15 protein-coding genes and 3 tRNA genes are annotated in these 13,914 nt (G+C 67.1%); 15 read left to right on the top strand and 3 right to left on the bottom strand.

Annotated elements, in window-relative coordinates; translation table 11 throughout:
* The first annotated feature begins 128 nt into the window (after positions 1-128).
* The 3 genes from OG332_RS14725 (at position 129) to OG332_RS14715 (ending at position 542) form a co-directional block, all read left to right on the top strand.
* A tRNA-Asn gene (locus OG332_RS14725) sits at positions 129-201 on the top strand.
* A 5-nt stretch (positions 202-206) separates the two neighbouring features.
* Positions 207-279 (top strand) — tRNA-Asn (locus OG332_RS14720).
* Between the two features lie 189 nt (positions 280-468).
* Positions 469-542, top strand: a tRNA-Ile gene (locus OG332_RS14715).
* Between the two features lie 157 nt (positions 543-699).
* Here the strand turns inward: OG332_RS14715 and OG332_RS14710 are convergent.
* Positions 700-2,571, bottom strand: a complete 1,872-nt coding sequence (locus OG332_RS14710; RefSeq protein WP_327413910.1) for a tyrosine-type recombinase/integrase — start codon at positions 2,569-2,571, stop codon at positions 700-702.
* Between the two features lie 171 nt (positions 2,572-2,742).
* On the opposite strand from OG332_RS14710, the gene OG332_RS14705 reads away from it, so the two are divergent.
* Together OG332_RS14705 and OG332_RS14700 are read left to right on the top strand one after the other, a co-directional pair.
* Entirely contained in the window at positions 2,743-2,946 is a 204-nt protein-coding gene (locus tag OG332_RS14705; RefSeq protein WP_327419225.1) for a helix-turn-helix domain-containing protein, read from the top strand.
* 107 nt (positions 2,947-3,053) lie between these two features.
* Positions 3,054-4,025 carry a recombinase family protein gene (locus OG332_RS14700; protein WP_327413909.1) on the top strand — a complete coding sequence of 324 codons (972 nt, stop codon included), beginning with the start codon at positions 3,054-3,056 and terminating at the stop codon, positions 4,023-4,025.
* Here the strand turns inward: OG332_RS14700 and OG332_RS14695 are convergent.
* Both OG332_RS14695 and OG332_RS14690 read right to left on the bottom strand, forming a co-directional pair.
* Positions 4,015-4,788: a hypothetical protein gene (locus OG332_RS14695; RefSeq protein ID WP_327413908.1), complete on the bottom strand. Its 774-nt coding sequence runs from the start codon at positions 4,786-4,788 to the stop codon at positions 4,015-4,017. The two genes, OG332_RS14700 and OG332_RS14695, sit on opposite strands and share 11 nt — an antisense overlap.
* Before the next feature lie 9 nt (positions 4,789-4,797).
* Positions 4,798-5,322: a hypothetical protein gene (locus OG332_RS14690; protein ID WP_327413907.1), complete on the bottom strand. Its 525-nt coding sequence runs from the start codon at positions 5,320-5,322 to the stop codon at positions 4,798-4,800.
* A gap of 663 nt (positions 5,323-5,985) precedes the next feature.
* Here OG332_RS14690 and OG332_RS14685 point away from each other — a divergent pair.
* From OG332_RS14685 to OG332_RS14640, 10 genes are all read left to right on the top strand, one after another.
* On the top strand, positions 5,986-7,110 hold the full coding sequence (locus tag OG332_RS14685; protein ID WP_327413906.1) for a ParB/RepB/Spo0J family partition protein: 1,125 nt from the start codon (positions 5,986-5,988) through the stop codon (positions 7,108-7,110).
* 58 nt (positions 7,111-7,168) lie between these two features.
* A complete protein-coding gene (locus tag OG332_RS14680; RefSeq protein WP_327413905.1) occupies positions 7,169-7,510 on the top strand; it encodes a hypothetical protein in 342 nt (113 codons plus the stop codon).
* Positions 7,507-8,313, top strand: a complete 807-nt coding sequence (locus OG332_RS14675; protein ID WP_327413904.1) for a methyltransferase domain-containing protein — start codon at positions 7,507-7,509, stop codon at positions 8,311-8,313. Before OG332_RS14680 ends, OG332_RS14675 begins: the two co-directional genes overlap by 4 nt.
* A 252-nt stretch (positions 8,314-8,565) precedes the next feature.
* The gene (locus tag OG332_RS14670; RefSeq protein ID WP_327413903.1) at positions 8,566-8,757 is read left to right on the top strand and encodes a hypothetical protein; all 192 of its coding nucleotides are present in this window, start codon (positions 8,566-8,568) and stop codon (positions 8,755-8,757) included.
* Positions 8,754-8,900 carry a hypothetical protein gene (locus tag OG332_RS14665; RefSeq protein ID WP_327413902.1) on the top strand — a complete coding sequence of 49 codons (147 nt, stop codon included), beginning with the start codon at positions 8,754-8,756 and terminating at the stop codon, positions 8,898-8,900. The genes OG332_RS14670 and OG332_RS14665 overlap by 4 nt, the downstream gene beginning before the upstream one ends.
* 126 nt (positions 8,901-9,026) lie before the next feature.
* Positions 9,027-9,698 carry a ParB/RepB/Spo0J family partition protein gene (locus OG332_RS14660; protein WP_327413901.1) on the top strand — a complete coding sequence of 224 codons (672 nt, stop codon included), beginning with the start codon at positions 9,027-9,029 and terminating at the stop codon, positions 9,696-9,698.
* Positions 9,691-11,100 (top strand): ParB N-terminal domain-containing protein, encoded by a 1,410-nt coding sequence (locus tag OG332_RS14655; protein WP_327413900.1) that lies wholly within the window; start codon positions 9,691-9,693, stop codon positions 11,098-11,100. Before OG332_RS14660 ends, OG332_RS14655 begins: the two co-directional genes overlap by 8 nt.
* Before the next feature lie 117 nt (positions 11,101-11,217).
* Positions 11,218-11,676 (top strand): hypothetical protein, encoded by a 459-nt coding sequence (locus tag OG332_RS14650; RefSeq protein WP_327413899.1) that lies wholly within the window; start codon positions 11,218-11,220, stop codon positions 11,674-11,676.
* Positions 11,677-11,829: 153 nt separating this feature from the next.
* Positions 11,830-12,366, top strand: coding sequence for a hypothetical protein (locus OG332_RS14645; protein WP_314250997.1), 537 nt, complete (start codon positions 11,830-11,832; stop codon positions 12,364-12,366).
* Entirely contained in the window at positions 12,366-13,904 is a 1,539-nt protein-coding gene (locus tag OG332_RS14640; RefSeq protein WP_327413898.1) for a terminase large subunit domain-containing protein, read from the top strand. The genes OG332_RS14645 and OG332_RS14640 overlap by 1 nt, the downstream gene beginning before the upstream one ends.
* The last annotated feature ends 10 nt before the right edge of the window (positions 13,905-13,914 follow it).

Raw genomic sequence — 13,914 nt, 5'->3', positions numbered from 1 at the left:
GTGTGGTGCCCGGCCTGCTGTCGATACCGATTGGCGGAGCACCCCCCTGCTTGCGCTAATCTATGACTCGCAACGGGCGCTCGCCCCCCGGCAAGGCCGGAGGTGGGCTGTTCGATGCACCGCAGCAATCCCCTGTAGCTCAATTGGCAGAGCAGCCGGCTGTTAACCGGCAGGTTACTGGTTCGAGTCCAGTCGGGGGAGCGCGGTCCCCTGTAGCTCAATTGGCAGAGCATTCGGCTGTTAACCGGAGGGTTGCTGGTTCGAGTCCAGCCGGGGGAGCAGGAAGAAGAAGAGGGCCCCACGGGGTCCTCTTCTTTTCTTTGTTGACCCATTTGGGAACCGGGCAGCCCTCGGCGCGGTCTCTCTGAACAGGCGAAGCCGATCATGCGAGGCATCCGAGGCAGGAGATCGTATGAGCGGCTATGCTGCGGCAGACGGCGCGCACACGTGTACGCGCCACGCCGTGAAGGGGCGGTAGCTCAGCCGGTTAGAGCAGCGGACTCATAATCCGTCGGCCGTGGGTTCGAGTCCCACCCGCCCCACTGCACACCAGGTGTGCAGAAACGATCTGACCAGCATCTTTGCTGGCGGCGCGAGTCGCTACGGTGATCTTGGCGGCCCTCCGGGGCCGCCTTTCGCGTTCCGGGGGCGCTGCGGGGACACAGCGGGGACGCGGGGGCGCGGACGCGGGGACAGGCGTCACCCAGTGCCGACGGAAGCCTTTCCGGTGCCTGCCAGGAACCGGCTCACCGGCTCGTCACCGCTACTTGCCGATGTACGGTCGATCACAAGACGAACCAGCGCCAAGGTCGTCTTCTGGTCCTCCGGGATCCGGTCCACGAGATTCTCGCTTCGGATGACCTCGTAGCCCTGATCCGTGCAGTACGTCCGAAGCCACGCCTGGGCCGCCTCGACTGCACGCTCAGCCGCTTGGACCTCCGTGTGGATCCGGCCGAAGACCTCACCGCCGGCGGTCGCCTGAACCTCAACGGCCCACCGCGACTTCGGCCCCGTGCTGGCCGCGCTGGCGAACAGCACCGCCACATCCTGCGCGAAGACGCTGTTGGGGATCTTGAGGGCCTTCTTGACCGTGTAGGAGACCTCACCGCCGCGAGGCACGACTGCGACCGTCGACTCGGCCTCAGTCCGGAACAGCTCGGGCAGGACGCTGGTGTAGGTGTCCGAGGTGATCTGCCGCGAGCTGTGGCCGAGGCGCTCTTGAACCACCTTGATGTCGGTACCGGCGAGCAGGGCGAGGCTGGCCGAGAGGTGGCGCAAGTCGTGCAGGCGTACGGGCGGGAGGCCGGACAGCTCGACCAGCCGCTTGAACCGCCGACTGATCCAGTCAGGGTGGAGCGCGGCCCCGTTCTCCATGGTGAAGACGCAGCCCGATTCGACCCACGCCTCCTCGCCTTCCCACTCGGAGCGTTCGTGCTCCTGGTGGGCCCGGTGCGTGGTGAGCACTAGGCCGGAGTGCGTGCTGATGCTCATGGTGCGGACGCTGTCGGCCTTTGGTTCCTCGCCGTAGACGCGGTATGCGACTTCAACGAGCTGGGCCGAGATTCGCATGGACAGGGCAGTGAGGCTTACTTCCGTCCAGGGGAGGGCTGCCATCTCGCCGCGGCGCGGGCCGAGGAAGGTGAACGTGTCCCACAGGGCGTAGAGGCGGTCGTCCGCCACGAAGTCCAGGAACGCCCCGGCTTGCTCGGGCGTCCAGACCATCACCGGGCCGGGCTTCTCGCCCGTGCGCTGCCAGTGCTCAACGCGCTCGGGCGTCCACACCAGCGGCTTCGGCCGCTTGACGGGAGGCAGCTCGATGAGCGACGCCCAGTTGGTCTGGTATTCGAGCCGCTTGATCCCGCTGTTGAGGAACGAACTCAGGGTGGCGTTGATGCGGTGGAGCGTCGCCGGCCCTGTGATCTTCCGCAGGCCCCGACGTCCCTCCATCAGCGCAGCGTTGGCGCCGAGGTAGGCACTGCGAGCCTGGCGCCGTTCCTCACCCTTTCCGGAGGCGCGTATCCAGGCTTCCTTTGCGGCGTCGCGTGCCTCGGTGAGCTCTACGACTTGGCCGTGGTGGAGCAGGCGTTCGGCGTTCTCCTTCTTGATGGCGGCGTACATCGCTTCGATGTGCCGAGCGTGGAGGTCCTTGCGCTTGATGTGCCCCAGGTGGGGCATCAGGTAGAGCCGGATGTGCCCCTCGTACCCGTGTGAGGTGGTGCGGGCGAGGCTTCCCTTCCGCTCCACCCAGGCGGTGAGGTCATCTCCCACGGTGGCTGAGCTCAGGACGTCTGTGCCGCCCTCGGCCTTCTTCAGCTCCTTCTTAGCCGCCACCTTGGCATCGTCCTGCGTCTTGAAGCCGCCGCGGCGGAGTCGCCGGCGCTTGCCGTTCTCGCCGGACTCCAGTTCGAAATAGAAGTACCAGGTCGAGTGCCCCTTCTGCTTGAGCTTTGGGCAGGTGGCTCCGACCTCCTTCATCTTGGGCGTGCCGTCGGCCAGGAGCACCGGCTCGCCGGCGTTGTCGAGGATCGGGACCTTGCACGGGCACCTCCGGAAGTAGCTGATGTCGGTCACTGCTCTCCCCCTGCTGATGTGGGCGGCGTGCTGATCTTTGCCGCTCTGTGAGACATGTTGCCCCAACACTGGAGTGTTGGAGTATTCTTATGTCTACGTTGGCGCGGGGGAGAACGCGACGACGAGATGACAGTGAAAGAGAGTTCGGGAACCGGCTCCGCAGCCGCTGGGATGACCTTGGAGGAGCTGCTGGCCCTTCCGCCGACGGTGAACGTGTCGACGGCGGCTCGGGCGCTCGGCATCGGTGTGCACAAGGCCTACTCGTTGATCAGGTCAGGTGACTTCCCCGTGAAGACGTTGCCGCTCGGCGGTACGACGCGCGTGCCAGCTGCTGCCTTGTGGCGTGTGCTGGGCGTTGAACCGCCGGGCCGCTAGCTGCGGCGATGGCTGTCGATCTTGAGGCGGAGCGTGCCATTGGTACGGACCGTGACCTAGGATCGGCCCGCCACGGGGGAGAACAAGAAGAGATCGGACGGAACCGCATGCCACGGCTCTACGGATTCGAGGACAACTCGCGGCGCCGCCTCCACGAAGACGAGGTCGGGCCGCTGCGAGAGATGGCCAGCCGCGCCCTTCTGGACCCTCCGCAGTCCGATGGGGATATCGCCGTGTGGGCCAACGCCCAGGGCTACCGGGGGACCCTCGGGGGTGAGTGGAAGGACGCGAGCATCGGCCGCCTCCTCAAGAACCCCGCCATCGCCGGGCTGCGGCGAGACGAGAACGGCGAGCTGGTCGACGCCGGCCACCCCGGGGCGATCACCCCTGACGAGTTCAAGGCCCTGGAGGAGCGTCACGCCAAGCGGAAGAGGGCAACGCCCGACGCCCCCTACTCCTATCTCCTCACGGGAGACGTAGGCGGCATCGCTTCGTGCGGCAAGTGCAAGCAACACCTGACCGGAGCCCGCAACAACGCGGGGAGCCCCGGGTACCGCTGCCGTCCGAAGGACAAGCAGGGAGCGGGCGGATGCGGAGAGGTCCGTGTGAACGCGGAGCTCCTTGAGACCTACGTCGCCGAGTACCTCGTTGCCGAACTGCTCAAGCCCGACGTGCGGGCGAGCATTGAGGCCGCACAGGAGGCCGCTCGCGCGCAGGTCGAGGACCTCAAGAAGGCGATTGCGGAGCAGGAGGAGCGAGGACGCGAGGTCGCCGAAATGTACGGCCGTCGGCAGATAGGCCGAGACGCCTTCCTCGCTGCTCAGAACGCCGCGACCGACGAGCTGAAGGTGAGCCGAACACGCCTCCGGTTCGCGGAGCAGATGGCCAACTTCAAGCTGGGCGACGCCCAGGACCTCGTTCGGTGGTGGAACACGGCCCCGCACGCCTCCAAGCAGGTCATCGCCTTGCTGCTCCTGGAGGGCGTGCGGGTGTTCCCGGCCAGCGCGAAGGGCGTGCGAACGATCGAGCCCGGCCGCGTGGTGTTGGACTGGCGGAAGGGTCGAGCCGTTACGCGGTGACCTGGTCAGCCTTCCGCTGAGTGAGCCGTCGGCCGACCATGGCCATCGTGAGACCGGTGATCAGAGCCACCGTTGCCAGGCCGGCGAGGAGGGGGGAGATGATCTCTTCGTACCGCAACGGCCAGGGGTGCTGGAGGTAGTGGAGCACCAGGTACGAGCCCTTGCTGATCGCGTAGGCGACGCCGAGGACGGCTGCGGCCGCCGAGGTGGCGAGACCTCGGGAGGTCCAGGTGTGGCCGCGGCGAGACGTCGACAGGGCCATGCCGGAGCAGAGGAAGGCGATTTCGCCGCACGTGATGGCGACGTAGGTCAGGTAGACCAGGAGGTAGACGGTTACGCCAGGTTCCGCCGCGAAGGCGGTGGTGAACTCCATCTCGGGCCCGGTGGTCGCGATGAACAGCGGCAGCATCGCGGCCAGCACGGCGATGCCGAGAGCAACCCGCGCGTACAGGCTGGCCTTGAGCACCTCGTAGTTGTACGACCAGTCCACCAGCATCAGCTGGAGGCTTCCGCACCACAGCACGGCGCAGATGTGCGCGCTGAGCTTGGCCGAGTTGTTCATGCCGGTCAGGTCTTCGAGCAGGCCCTCGACCGCCGGCACGGCCAGGAGGACGCCGACCGTGCAGACACCGAAGGCAACTGCGCGGGCGGCGCGGGCGATTCGGTACTCGCTGCGGTCGCGCAGCCGCCAGGCATCTCGGGCGGAGTACCACGTCCCCACGATCCCGACCAGAGTGCATATGCCAAAGACGATGCCGTCCATGATGGTCTTTCAGAGTCCTTCCAAATCAGAGACGGCCCGATCGGCAGCCTCGGTAAACGACAGACGGCGACGCCGGCCGGGTCGCGGCGGCTCCACTATGGGCGGCAGCTCCGGCACCTCCGGGATGTTGGTGTCGGTCTTACCGTGTCGTATTCGGATAGCGCGCGCGGCCTCCAGCAGCTCCGCGGCGCCCTCTTCCCCCAGGTCGTGGATCAGCCGCAGCGCCTCCCGGGCGTCCGTCTGCCCTTCATAGACCTCCAAGGAGGTCAGGCCGTTGTACCCGGGAAGGAAGAAAGCTACCGGAGCGTCGAATGCGCGTGCGAGTCCGAGGGTCTGTGATGTTTTCGGGTCGGTCTTCTCGCCGTTGAGGAGGTCCGCGATGACCTGGTGGGTCATCGCCGGCTTGCCGCCTGGGGTGGCTGCCGTGGCAGCCTCCAGGGCTCGCAGGCTGGGGCTCTTACCGGCGCGGCCCGCCTTCCGGCGCAGCAGCAGTGCCAGCTTGCTCGCCAGTGGGGTGTCGGGGCCGGGGGGCATAGGCGGGTCCTTCGTGGCGGCCACCCGAGCGGCCGCGATGGATGGTGGCGGTTTGGCTGAGTTGCGGCAGCCAGGGCTAGTTGGGAACCTATCGGTCCGATCTATTGTCTATCTTCATTGACATTAGGTCACTCTCCGAAGCAGGATCGTTGTAGATCCGTTGGATCATGATGCTAGAGGTGCGGGCATGCCCGCACCTCTGGGCTGTGGCGGTGCTGGGTGCACCGATGTACGCCGAGGTGTGCCGCGTACGTAGGTGTGTCGGGATCTATGTCCTGCTGCGGAGGGTGGGGGAAGCGAACGTGCGACACGGAGGGGTGCGGTGTGGCGGTCGAACTGGAAAGGGTGCTCGCGCGACTGGGGGAGTCGCGCGGCGAGCGGTGTGTAGACCTCGGGGGCAATGGGGCGCATGAACTGCTCGGCGCCCTCGCGATCGTCGCCCCTGCGGCGGTTCCCCGCCGACCATCAGGTCCAACCCGCGTGGCTGCTGCGGCGTACCGGGGTACAGAGTGAGCCGGGCCCGGCGTGACCTTCTGGTCGCGCCGGGCCTTTGACGTGCAGAAACTTTCAGGCAAATGTGGACCCACCTCAGGAGTGCATATAGAATAGAACCAGAAGGAGCGGGGAGGAAACCTCACTCCGAACGACCTCTTGGAGAATCAGATGGGTACCAAGAACGCCAGCCTGAAGCTTTCTCAGATCCACCGCAACGAGAGCCAGCCCCGCGAGCACTTCGACGAGGTCGAGCTCCAGGAGCTCGCCGACTCGATCAGCGAGCACGGCCAGCTCCAGCCGATCGTCGTCCGCAAGCGCGCGGCAGGCGGGTACGAGATCGTCGCCGGCGAGCGCCGCTTCCGGGCCCACGAGATCGCGGGCAAGATCACCATCGACGCCCGCATCATCACCGGCGCCAACGGTGAGGCCGTCGACGACGCGGCCGCCTTTGAGAAGGCAATGGTCGAGAACATCAACCGGGCCGACATGCTGCCGCTCGAAGAGGCCAGGGGGTTCAAGAAGCTGGTCGACATGCAGGGCCCGGACGTCGTGCTCAAGGACGCGATTCAGATCGTCGCCAAGAAGGTCTCGAAGACGGTGCAGTACGTCAACGTGCGCCTCGCCCTTCTCGGCCTGAGGCCCGAGGTCGCCGCCGCCGTGAACCTGGGCCACATCGGCACCCAGGCCGCTGTCCAGATCGCCGCGCTGACCAAGGACAACCAGAGGGGCATCTTCGCGAAGTGGAAGAAGGACGACCTGACCGACAACCAGCTCGTCCACATCGCCTTCGCCATGCGCAAGCAGGAGACGGCGGCGACCCAGGAGTCCATGGTTGCCGTCGAGGAGATGACCCCCGAGCAGAAGGCCGAGCGGACCAAGGAGACCACCAAGGTCAAGTCCGCATTCGACGAGATCGAGCGCCTGTGCGGCCTGCTGGAGGGCATCACCAAGACCGACGACCAGCACCTCTCCAAGCTCCTCGCCGGTGAGGTCGGCCAGCGCCTGGAGCAGCTGGACCGTGCCGCCAAGTTCCTGGCGGACGCCCGGTTCCAGGTCCGCCAGGCCAAGGCGCACGCGGAAGCCAGCGACATCATCGTCAACGCCGAGGCGGAGGCGCCTGACCTCGCCGCCGAGGCGGAGGCCCTGATGGCGGCTGCCGCCGAGCCGGAGGGTGACGTCGACGCGGGATCGTCCTCCGAGCAGGAGTCGGAGGACGGCGCCACCCCGCAGGTCGCCGACGAGGAGCCGGACACGGAGACGGTCGACGCGGAGTCGACCGAGACCGCGGCCTGATCGACCAGTCCAGGGTGGGCGGCCTCCGAGGCCGCCCACCCTTTTTAAGGAGCTCGCAGTGATCAACGACATCCACCACATGCGCAACGTCAACCGGTGCCTGTTCTCGACCGCGGAGGCAGGTAACGCCCTCAAGGAGTACGACCCGGAAGCACAGGAGCTCGTCGAGCACGCAGCCGGACGCCTCGTCCTCGCCCGCGCCGGCCAGCGGGACGACGTCGCTCAGGAGGCGGACGAACTCACCCGTGCCGCCACGGCCGAACTCCTGCGCGCGGCCGGTGGTTCCGTCTCCGTGCGATTCGCGCTCATGGTCGCGGCCCGTCTCGTCGAACTCGAAACCGAGCTGATCCAGGCGCGCGCCGCCGCCACCGGCGAGCCCGGGATCGGGGGCCGGTCGTGAAGATCGATGCCGACGTGCTCGATGCCATCAGGGCTGCCCGCTGCGACGGGTCGGCCCTGTTCCTCAGCGGCCAGCTCGCAGACCGTCTGTACCAGCGCGTGAACCTCGCCCTCTCGGCGGTCGGGGGAAAGTGGGACCGATGGAAGCGCGCCCACGTCTTCCCCGCCAACGCGGCTGACGCCGTCGCCGGTCTGCTCGCAGAAGGGGAGGTGACCACGGACGCCGAGCGCGGCTACTTCCCCACGCCGGCCGCGCTGGTCGATGAGATCCTCGACCTCGCCGACCTGAGCGCCGGACACGAGGTCCTTGAACCTTCGGCCGGTACGGGCGCCATGGCCGAGCGGGTCGCGGATCGTGGGGGCGTAGTCGACTGTGTCGAACTGGACCCGGGGCGCGCGAAGGTTATCCGCGACAAGGGCTACGCCCGGGAGGTGATCACCTCAGACTTCCTCACGCTCCCGGTGTCCGCCCGTTATGACCGTGTGGTGATGAACCCGCCGTTCGCAGGGCAACTCGACATCCAGCACGTCCAACGCGCCCTGCGCTGGTTGCGCCCCGGCGGACGGCTCGTGGCGGTCATGTTCGGGAGCCTCACCTTCCGTACGAATGCACAGGCGCTGGACTTCCGCAGCCGAGTGCGCGAGGCCCGTGGCACCATCACGCCGCTCCCGGACCACTGGTTCAAGGGTGTCAGCACGGTCGTGACCGTGATTCCCGTGAGCCCACTGCCTGAGCTGGTAGGGAGCCGCACCACCCAAGTGTCAGCGTCAGGGCAGAAGGCATCTCAGGACGGCCTCTTCTGACACCAAAAGATAGATACCAACACTGCTTAGTGTTAGTATCTACTTGCTGGTCGGCGGTACGAGGACGCCGACCAGCGACGCCGTGGCATGCGGCAACTCCTCGGTGCCTGGCGGGTGGCCAACCCCCCGCGCCCTGCCCGCCAGGCACCGGCCTCGTTCCAAAGCGAGACCAAGGAGCAGCCCGCCACCTTCCTCACGACCGTGATGAATCCGCCCCCATCGGGGGCGGATTCCGCGCAGAAGGAGCGTCACGTGGGCGACGACCACGTCGATCCGAACTACCGCGGCGACCCCGCGGACTACCCGCTCTACCTGCGGCTCCTCGCCGAAAGGGACAGGCTCCCGGCCAAGCTGCGGCCCCGTGAACCTGATCCGGAGGGGCCGCGCAACCTGGCCGCACTCGAAGCGGCGATCAGCACCCGATCCAGGAAACGAGCATCATGACCAAGGGCAAGCCGACCAGCACCTCCGGGGCCGGGCAGATCAGCGCCCCCGACCGGACGCCGCCCGTACCGGGCGCCATGTGGTGCAACTCGTGCTCCTCGTGGTGCCTGCCGCCCGGCATCTGCCGCTGCAACAACCGCTGACACCGAAGCCGCGAAGCGGGCGCCCTGATCGGCGCCCGCTTCCGCGTCCCCGTGTCCAAGCGAGCGCGGCTAGGCTTGATCTTCTGTAGGGCGCGGGGAACGGCCTACAAGAGGGACGCCACGCCCGTGAACGCCACGCCCGCCAACATCCCCGACGAGCTGCTGCCCCTGGCGGTGCCCGTCGCCGACCTCACGCCGTTCCACCGCAACCCCAGGAACGGTAACGTCGCCTCCATCCGCGAATCGCTGACGGTCAACGGCCAGTACAAGGCCATCGTCGTCAACCGGGGCACCCACACCGGGCGCCCCAAAGAGATTCTCGCCGGCAACCACACCTTCCAGGCCGCCATCGAACTCGGGTGGGAGACCATCGCGGCCACGTGGGTCGATGTCGACGACGAGGCCGCCACCCGGATCGTGGTCGTCGACAACCGAACCTCGGACCTCGCCGGCTACGACTCGGCCCTGCTGGCCGAGATCCTCGAGGAACTCCCGGACCTCCACGGCACCGGCCACGACGAGACGTCTCTCGACGAGCTCCTCGACACCTCCCTGCCCGCGGTCCTCCCCGCCGAGACCATCGCCGGCGAGGGAGAGAAGATCAAGGACGAGCACCTCCAGTGGGGATTCATCCAGTGGGGCACCACCCGGGTCCAGATCACCGCGGACGAGGTCGAACGCCTCAACACGACCCACACCGCGTACTACGAGCGGCGCGGCACCGACTCCGGTTTCGGTCACTACCTCCTCGACACCGGCGCGGCCGCCAGCGACGACCAGGAGGCCGTTGATGCCTGATTTCGTCGCGGACTTCCCACTGGCCGGACTTAAGCCCGCTCCCTATAACCCGCGGCGCCTGTCCGAGAACGCTTTCGAACGCCTCAAGCAGAGCCTCGCCCTGTTCGGCTGCGTCAAGCCGGTCATCGTCAACGGCAACGGCATCCTCATCGCCGGCCACCAGCGAACCAAGAGCCTCAAGGCCAATGGCGAACGGACCGTGCCAGCCCTCCTGCTGGCCAGGCACGTGACCACCCACGACGAGGTCCAGTTCAACCTCCTCCACAACTCCGTGGAAACCGATGGCTCTCGGGTCCGTGCCCCTGTCGCAGCCGACGACGTCCACGGGTGGGAGTGGATCGAGCCCCAGGACATCGCCATCGCGGCGCGCGGCAACGCCGCCATCCAGGAAGAGATCCGCCGCCTTGTCACCCGGTACGGGCCTTGGGGATCGATCGTGGCCGACTCCGCAGGTCGCGTCATCCTCAACAACGACTACGCAGTCGTGGGCCACGACCTGAAATACCCGGTGCTGTGCTACCGCGTATCCGTACAGGAGGCAGACGAACTCATCGAATGGTTGGAAGGCGACTACGGCGTCTACGACTACACCCAGCTCGGCATCAAGGCGTACAACCAACACTGGTGCCAGATGCACCGCCTCGGCGGCGACGAAGGGGACTCCCACAAGTCCACCACCTACGAACGCTACGTGCTGCCCGAAATCAAGCGGGGGCAGCGCATCGTCGACTTCGGCGCCGGCGAAGCGGCGTACATCAAGCGCCTCAAGGAACAGGGGCACGACGCCCACTGGTACGAGCCCCACGTGAAAGCCTCCGGCAAGAAGAACGCACTCGACATCGCGGCGACCGTGTCCCACATCCGGGACCTGCAACGCGACGTCCAGGCCAACGGGCTCTACGGCGTCGTCGTCCTCGACAGCGTCCTGAACTCCGTCACCTCGCTGGAGTTCGAAGAGCACGTCATCGCCTCCTGCAACTCGCTGCTCAACGCCTCGGGCGTCTTCTACACCGGCACGCGCTCCCTCGGCTCCGTCGAACGCAAGCTCGCGGGCCGCAAGCACCGGAACAACGGCAACTACCGGCGAGCCCTGGAGTTCCTGGACGAGAACGGCTTCGCCGCGACCTTCCGCAGTGGGGTGTGGACCATGCAGAAGTTCCACACCCCAGAGACCCTGCATTCCCTGCTGTCGAGCTACTTCGCCGACGTGGAGATCCTGGGCAATCCGAACGGCGGGAACATCTACGCCCGCTGTCGCCGGCCGCTCCCCATCGACCCCGCTGTTCGTCGCGAGTCACTCGAAGTCGAATTCAACATGGAGTACCCGCAGGGATACCGGCACAACCGGCACAAGCCGCTTGTGCAGACCCTCTTGGACATGTGTGAGCGACGAAATACATAAATCGGAATTCCCTCCAATTCTTATATAATTAGAGGGTGAATGTTTCATTTCCGAGGGGGGAATTCAGTGAAGTTGCCGACAATTCGAATTGAACGCGGGGAGAGGCTTTACCACTACTTGTGGCTCAAGTACGTCACGGGTATCGACCTCACCCAGCACTGCGCCCGCTCCCTGCACGGCCCCTACAGTCGGGACGTACAACAGGACGGCCCGCAGGACCTCACCACCACGCTCGACGCGAACCGGTACGCCATCGCCTACTACCTGTGTGGCGTCACCACCGGCCCCCACCGATGGGAGGACAACCCACACCTCGCCTTCGAGCGTGCGCCCGGCTATCACGTGGAGATCCAGGTCAAGGACCTCAAGGTCACCCTCACCGACGCCCGGCCGATCCCGTTCACCGACAAGCACATCCCGCCCGACGACCCCAACGCCGGCGACAAGCGGTTCGCCACCTGCCGGAACTGGCAGTTCGCTCACCACCTGCGCGCCACGGGCGTCGTGACGATCCCAGGCGAGCGCCCGCGCGGCCTCGGAACGGGCAGCGTCCCCGGACAGATGACGCTGATGTAGCAGCGGACCGTCCGGCCCCTCCTCCGGGGCCGGACGGTCCCAGCCGCTCTGCCCGAACCGTGAACCTCACCGACGTTCCATCCGGGCAACCCTGTTGGAGTGCGATCATGGTTCCGGGCGCGGGGGCGCACCGAGCTGTGGAGGAGCCCCGCGGTGGGACGCCCTGACAAAGCCGCGCGTGCGGCCATCGCGCGCCGCCGCTCGGACGCCATCGACCTACGCCTCGCCGGCGTCGACTGGCTGACCATCGCCAGGAAGCTGGCCGCAGACCCAGCCGTGAACGCTGACGGGGTGGCCTACCCCCAGGGCTACGGCATCGAGCGGTATCGCAAGGGCCAGGAGCACCCGGACGACCAGGCCCTCATCCACGCCGCCTGCCGGGACGTCCGCAAGGCCCTCGACGACCGGCGGACCGAACTGAACCACGACGTCGACGAGATGCGGGCCCTGGAGGCGGACCGGCTCGACCGTCTCTTCCTGGTCGCATACAGGAAGGTCGTACGCGACCAGGACCTCACCGCGATCGACCGCGCCCTTCGCGTCATGGAACGGCGCGCACGCCTCCTCGGCCTCGACATGCCCACGAGGACCGAGCTCGCCGGCCCCGAGGGCGGACCGGTCCAGATCGCGAACACCACCGTGGACGAACTCGCCGCGCTCATCGACCTCACCGACCAGGCCGACAGCTGATGACCGGCCGAGACCGCGAGGCACTCCTCGCGCACTACCGCACACTGCCCCCAGACCAGCGCCGCGCCATCGCCGCACAAGCGTCCCCGGAACTCCGCGCCCAGCTCGTCGTCGTGGAGAAGTGTCTCGCCATGGACCGCTCTCCGGGCGCCTTGGCCGCCGTCCTCACCGACGGCCGCGAGATGCAGGCTCCGCACCTCGATCTCATCGACAAGGCGTTCATCGACATGGCCGAAGGACGCCTGGACCGCGTCATGCTCACCATGCCCCCTCGGCACGGCAAGAGCCGCCGAGCCAGCCGGTGGGCCCCGCTCTGGTACCTGCGACGCAACCCAGGCCACCGGATGATGATCGCCAGCTACTCCTCCGACCTGGCCGACGACCACGGCCGTTGGATCCGCGATGCCATCCTCACGTGGGGCGAAGACCTCGGCATCCACCTCAAGGCGGGCAGCTCCGCCGCGAACCGGTTCGACATCGCCGGCGGCGAAGGTGGTCTCCTCGCCGCAGGCATCGGCGGCGGCCTCACTGGCCGCGGCGCCCACATCGCCATCGTGGACGACCCCGTCAAAGACATGGCCGACGCGGACAGCCCGACCATGCGCAAGCGGGCGTGGGACTGGTGGACCTCCGTCCTCCAGACCCGCATCGAGCCCAACGGGGCGATCTGCGTCATCCAGACCCGCTGGCACGAAGACGACCTCGCCGGCCGCATCCTCGCAACAGAACGGGAGGCCTGGCACGTCATCGACCTGCCCGCCCTCGCCGACAGCCCCGAAGACCCCCTCGGTCGCCCCCTTGGCCAGCCCCTCTGGCCCGAGCGATTCGACACGACCCATCACGCCAAGACCCGCAAGCGCGTCGGTGAACGAGTCTGGGGAGCCCTCTACATGCAGAAGCCGCGCCCGCCCGAGGGAGGCGTCTGGAAGCGGAAGTGGATCGAGGCCGCCCGCATCAACGCCGTCCAGTTCTCCGGCCTCGACATGGCCCGGATCGTCGTCGCCGTCGACCCCGCCGGAGGCGACTCGACCGTGAACGACGAGACCGGCATCATCGGCCTTGGCCGCGACTTCGACCGGCACCTCTACCTGCTGGCCGACAGGTCCGGCCCCATGGGTGCCAACGACTGGGGCATAGCCGCCTGCCGCCTCGCCCTCGAACTCAAAGCAGATGCCCTCGTGGTCGAAAGCAACTACGGCGGTGACATGGCCAAGCAGATTCTTCGGCAGGCGTGGGAGCAGCTCCGCACTGACGGCGTCACCAAGGGCTTGCTCATGCCGATGATCCTGGAAGTCACTGCCAAGGTCGGCAAGCGGCTCCGAGCCGCGCCCGTGGCGCAGCTGTACGACCAGGGACTCGTCCACCACGTCGGCGAGTACACCGAACTCGAAGACCAGATGGTCACCTGGGTCGAAGGCATGGACAGCCCCGACAGGATGGACGCTGCGGTACACGGCCTGACGGAGCTCGCGGACCCCGACCAACTCGACGTCATCGTCAACGACACCGAGGACGGTCGCTTCGATGGGCGGAGATAGCCCAGGGGAG

It is taken from the genome of Streptomyces sp. NBC_01233 (genome assembly GCF_035989305.1).
Taxonomy (GTDB): domain Bacteria; phylum Actinomycetota; class Actinomycetes; order Streptomycetales; family Streptomycetaceae; genus Streptomyces.
Note: the sequence above shows the minus strand (reverse complement) of the source record. Positions and strands in the feature narration are given on the sequence as shown.

Coding starts and splice junctions, on each gene's coding strand:
- OG332_RS14690 (WP_327413907.1), bottom strand. CDS start 5,322: ATGCCCCCCGGCCCCGACACCCCACTGGCGAGCAAGCTGGCACTGCTG.
- OG332_RS14655 (WP_327413900.1), top strand. CDS start 9,691: ATGCCTGATTTCGTCGCGGACTTCCCACTGGCCGGACTTAAGCCCGCT.
- OG332_RS14685 (WP_327413906.1), top strand. CDS start 5,986: ATGGGTACCAAGAACGCCAGCCTGAAGCTTTCTCAGATCCACCGCAAC.
- OG332_RS14705 (WP_327419225.1), top strand. CDS start 2,743: ATGACCTTGGAGGAGCTGCTGGCCCTTCCGCCGACGGTGAACGTGTCG.
- OG332_RS14700 (WP_327413909.1), top strand. CDS start 3,054: ATGCCACGGCTCTACGGATTCGAGGACAACTCGCGGCGCCGCCTCCAC.
- OG332_RS14640 (WP_327413898.1), top strand. CDS start 12,366: ATGACCGGCCGAGACCGCGAGGCACTCCTCGCGCACTACCGCACACTG.
- OG332_RS14665 (WP_327413902.1), top strand. CDS start 8,754: ATGACCAAGGGCAAGCCGACCAGCACCTCCGGGGCCGGGCAGATCAGC.
- OG332_RS14695 (WP_327413908.1), bottom strand. CDS start 4,788: ATGGACGGCATCGTCTTTGGCATATGCACTCTGGTCGGGATCGTGGGG.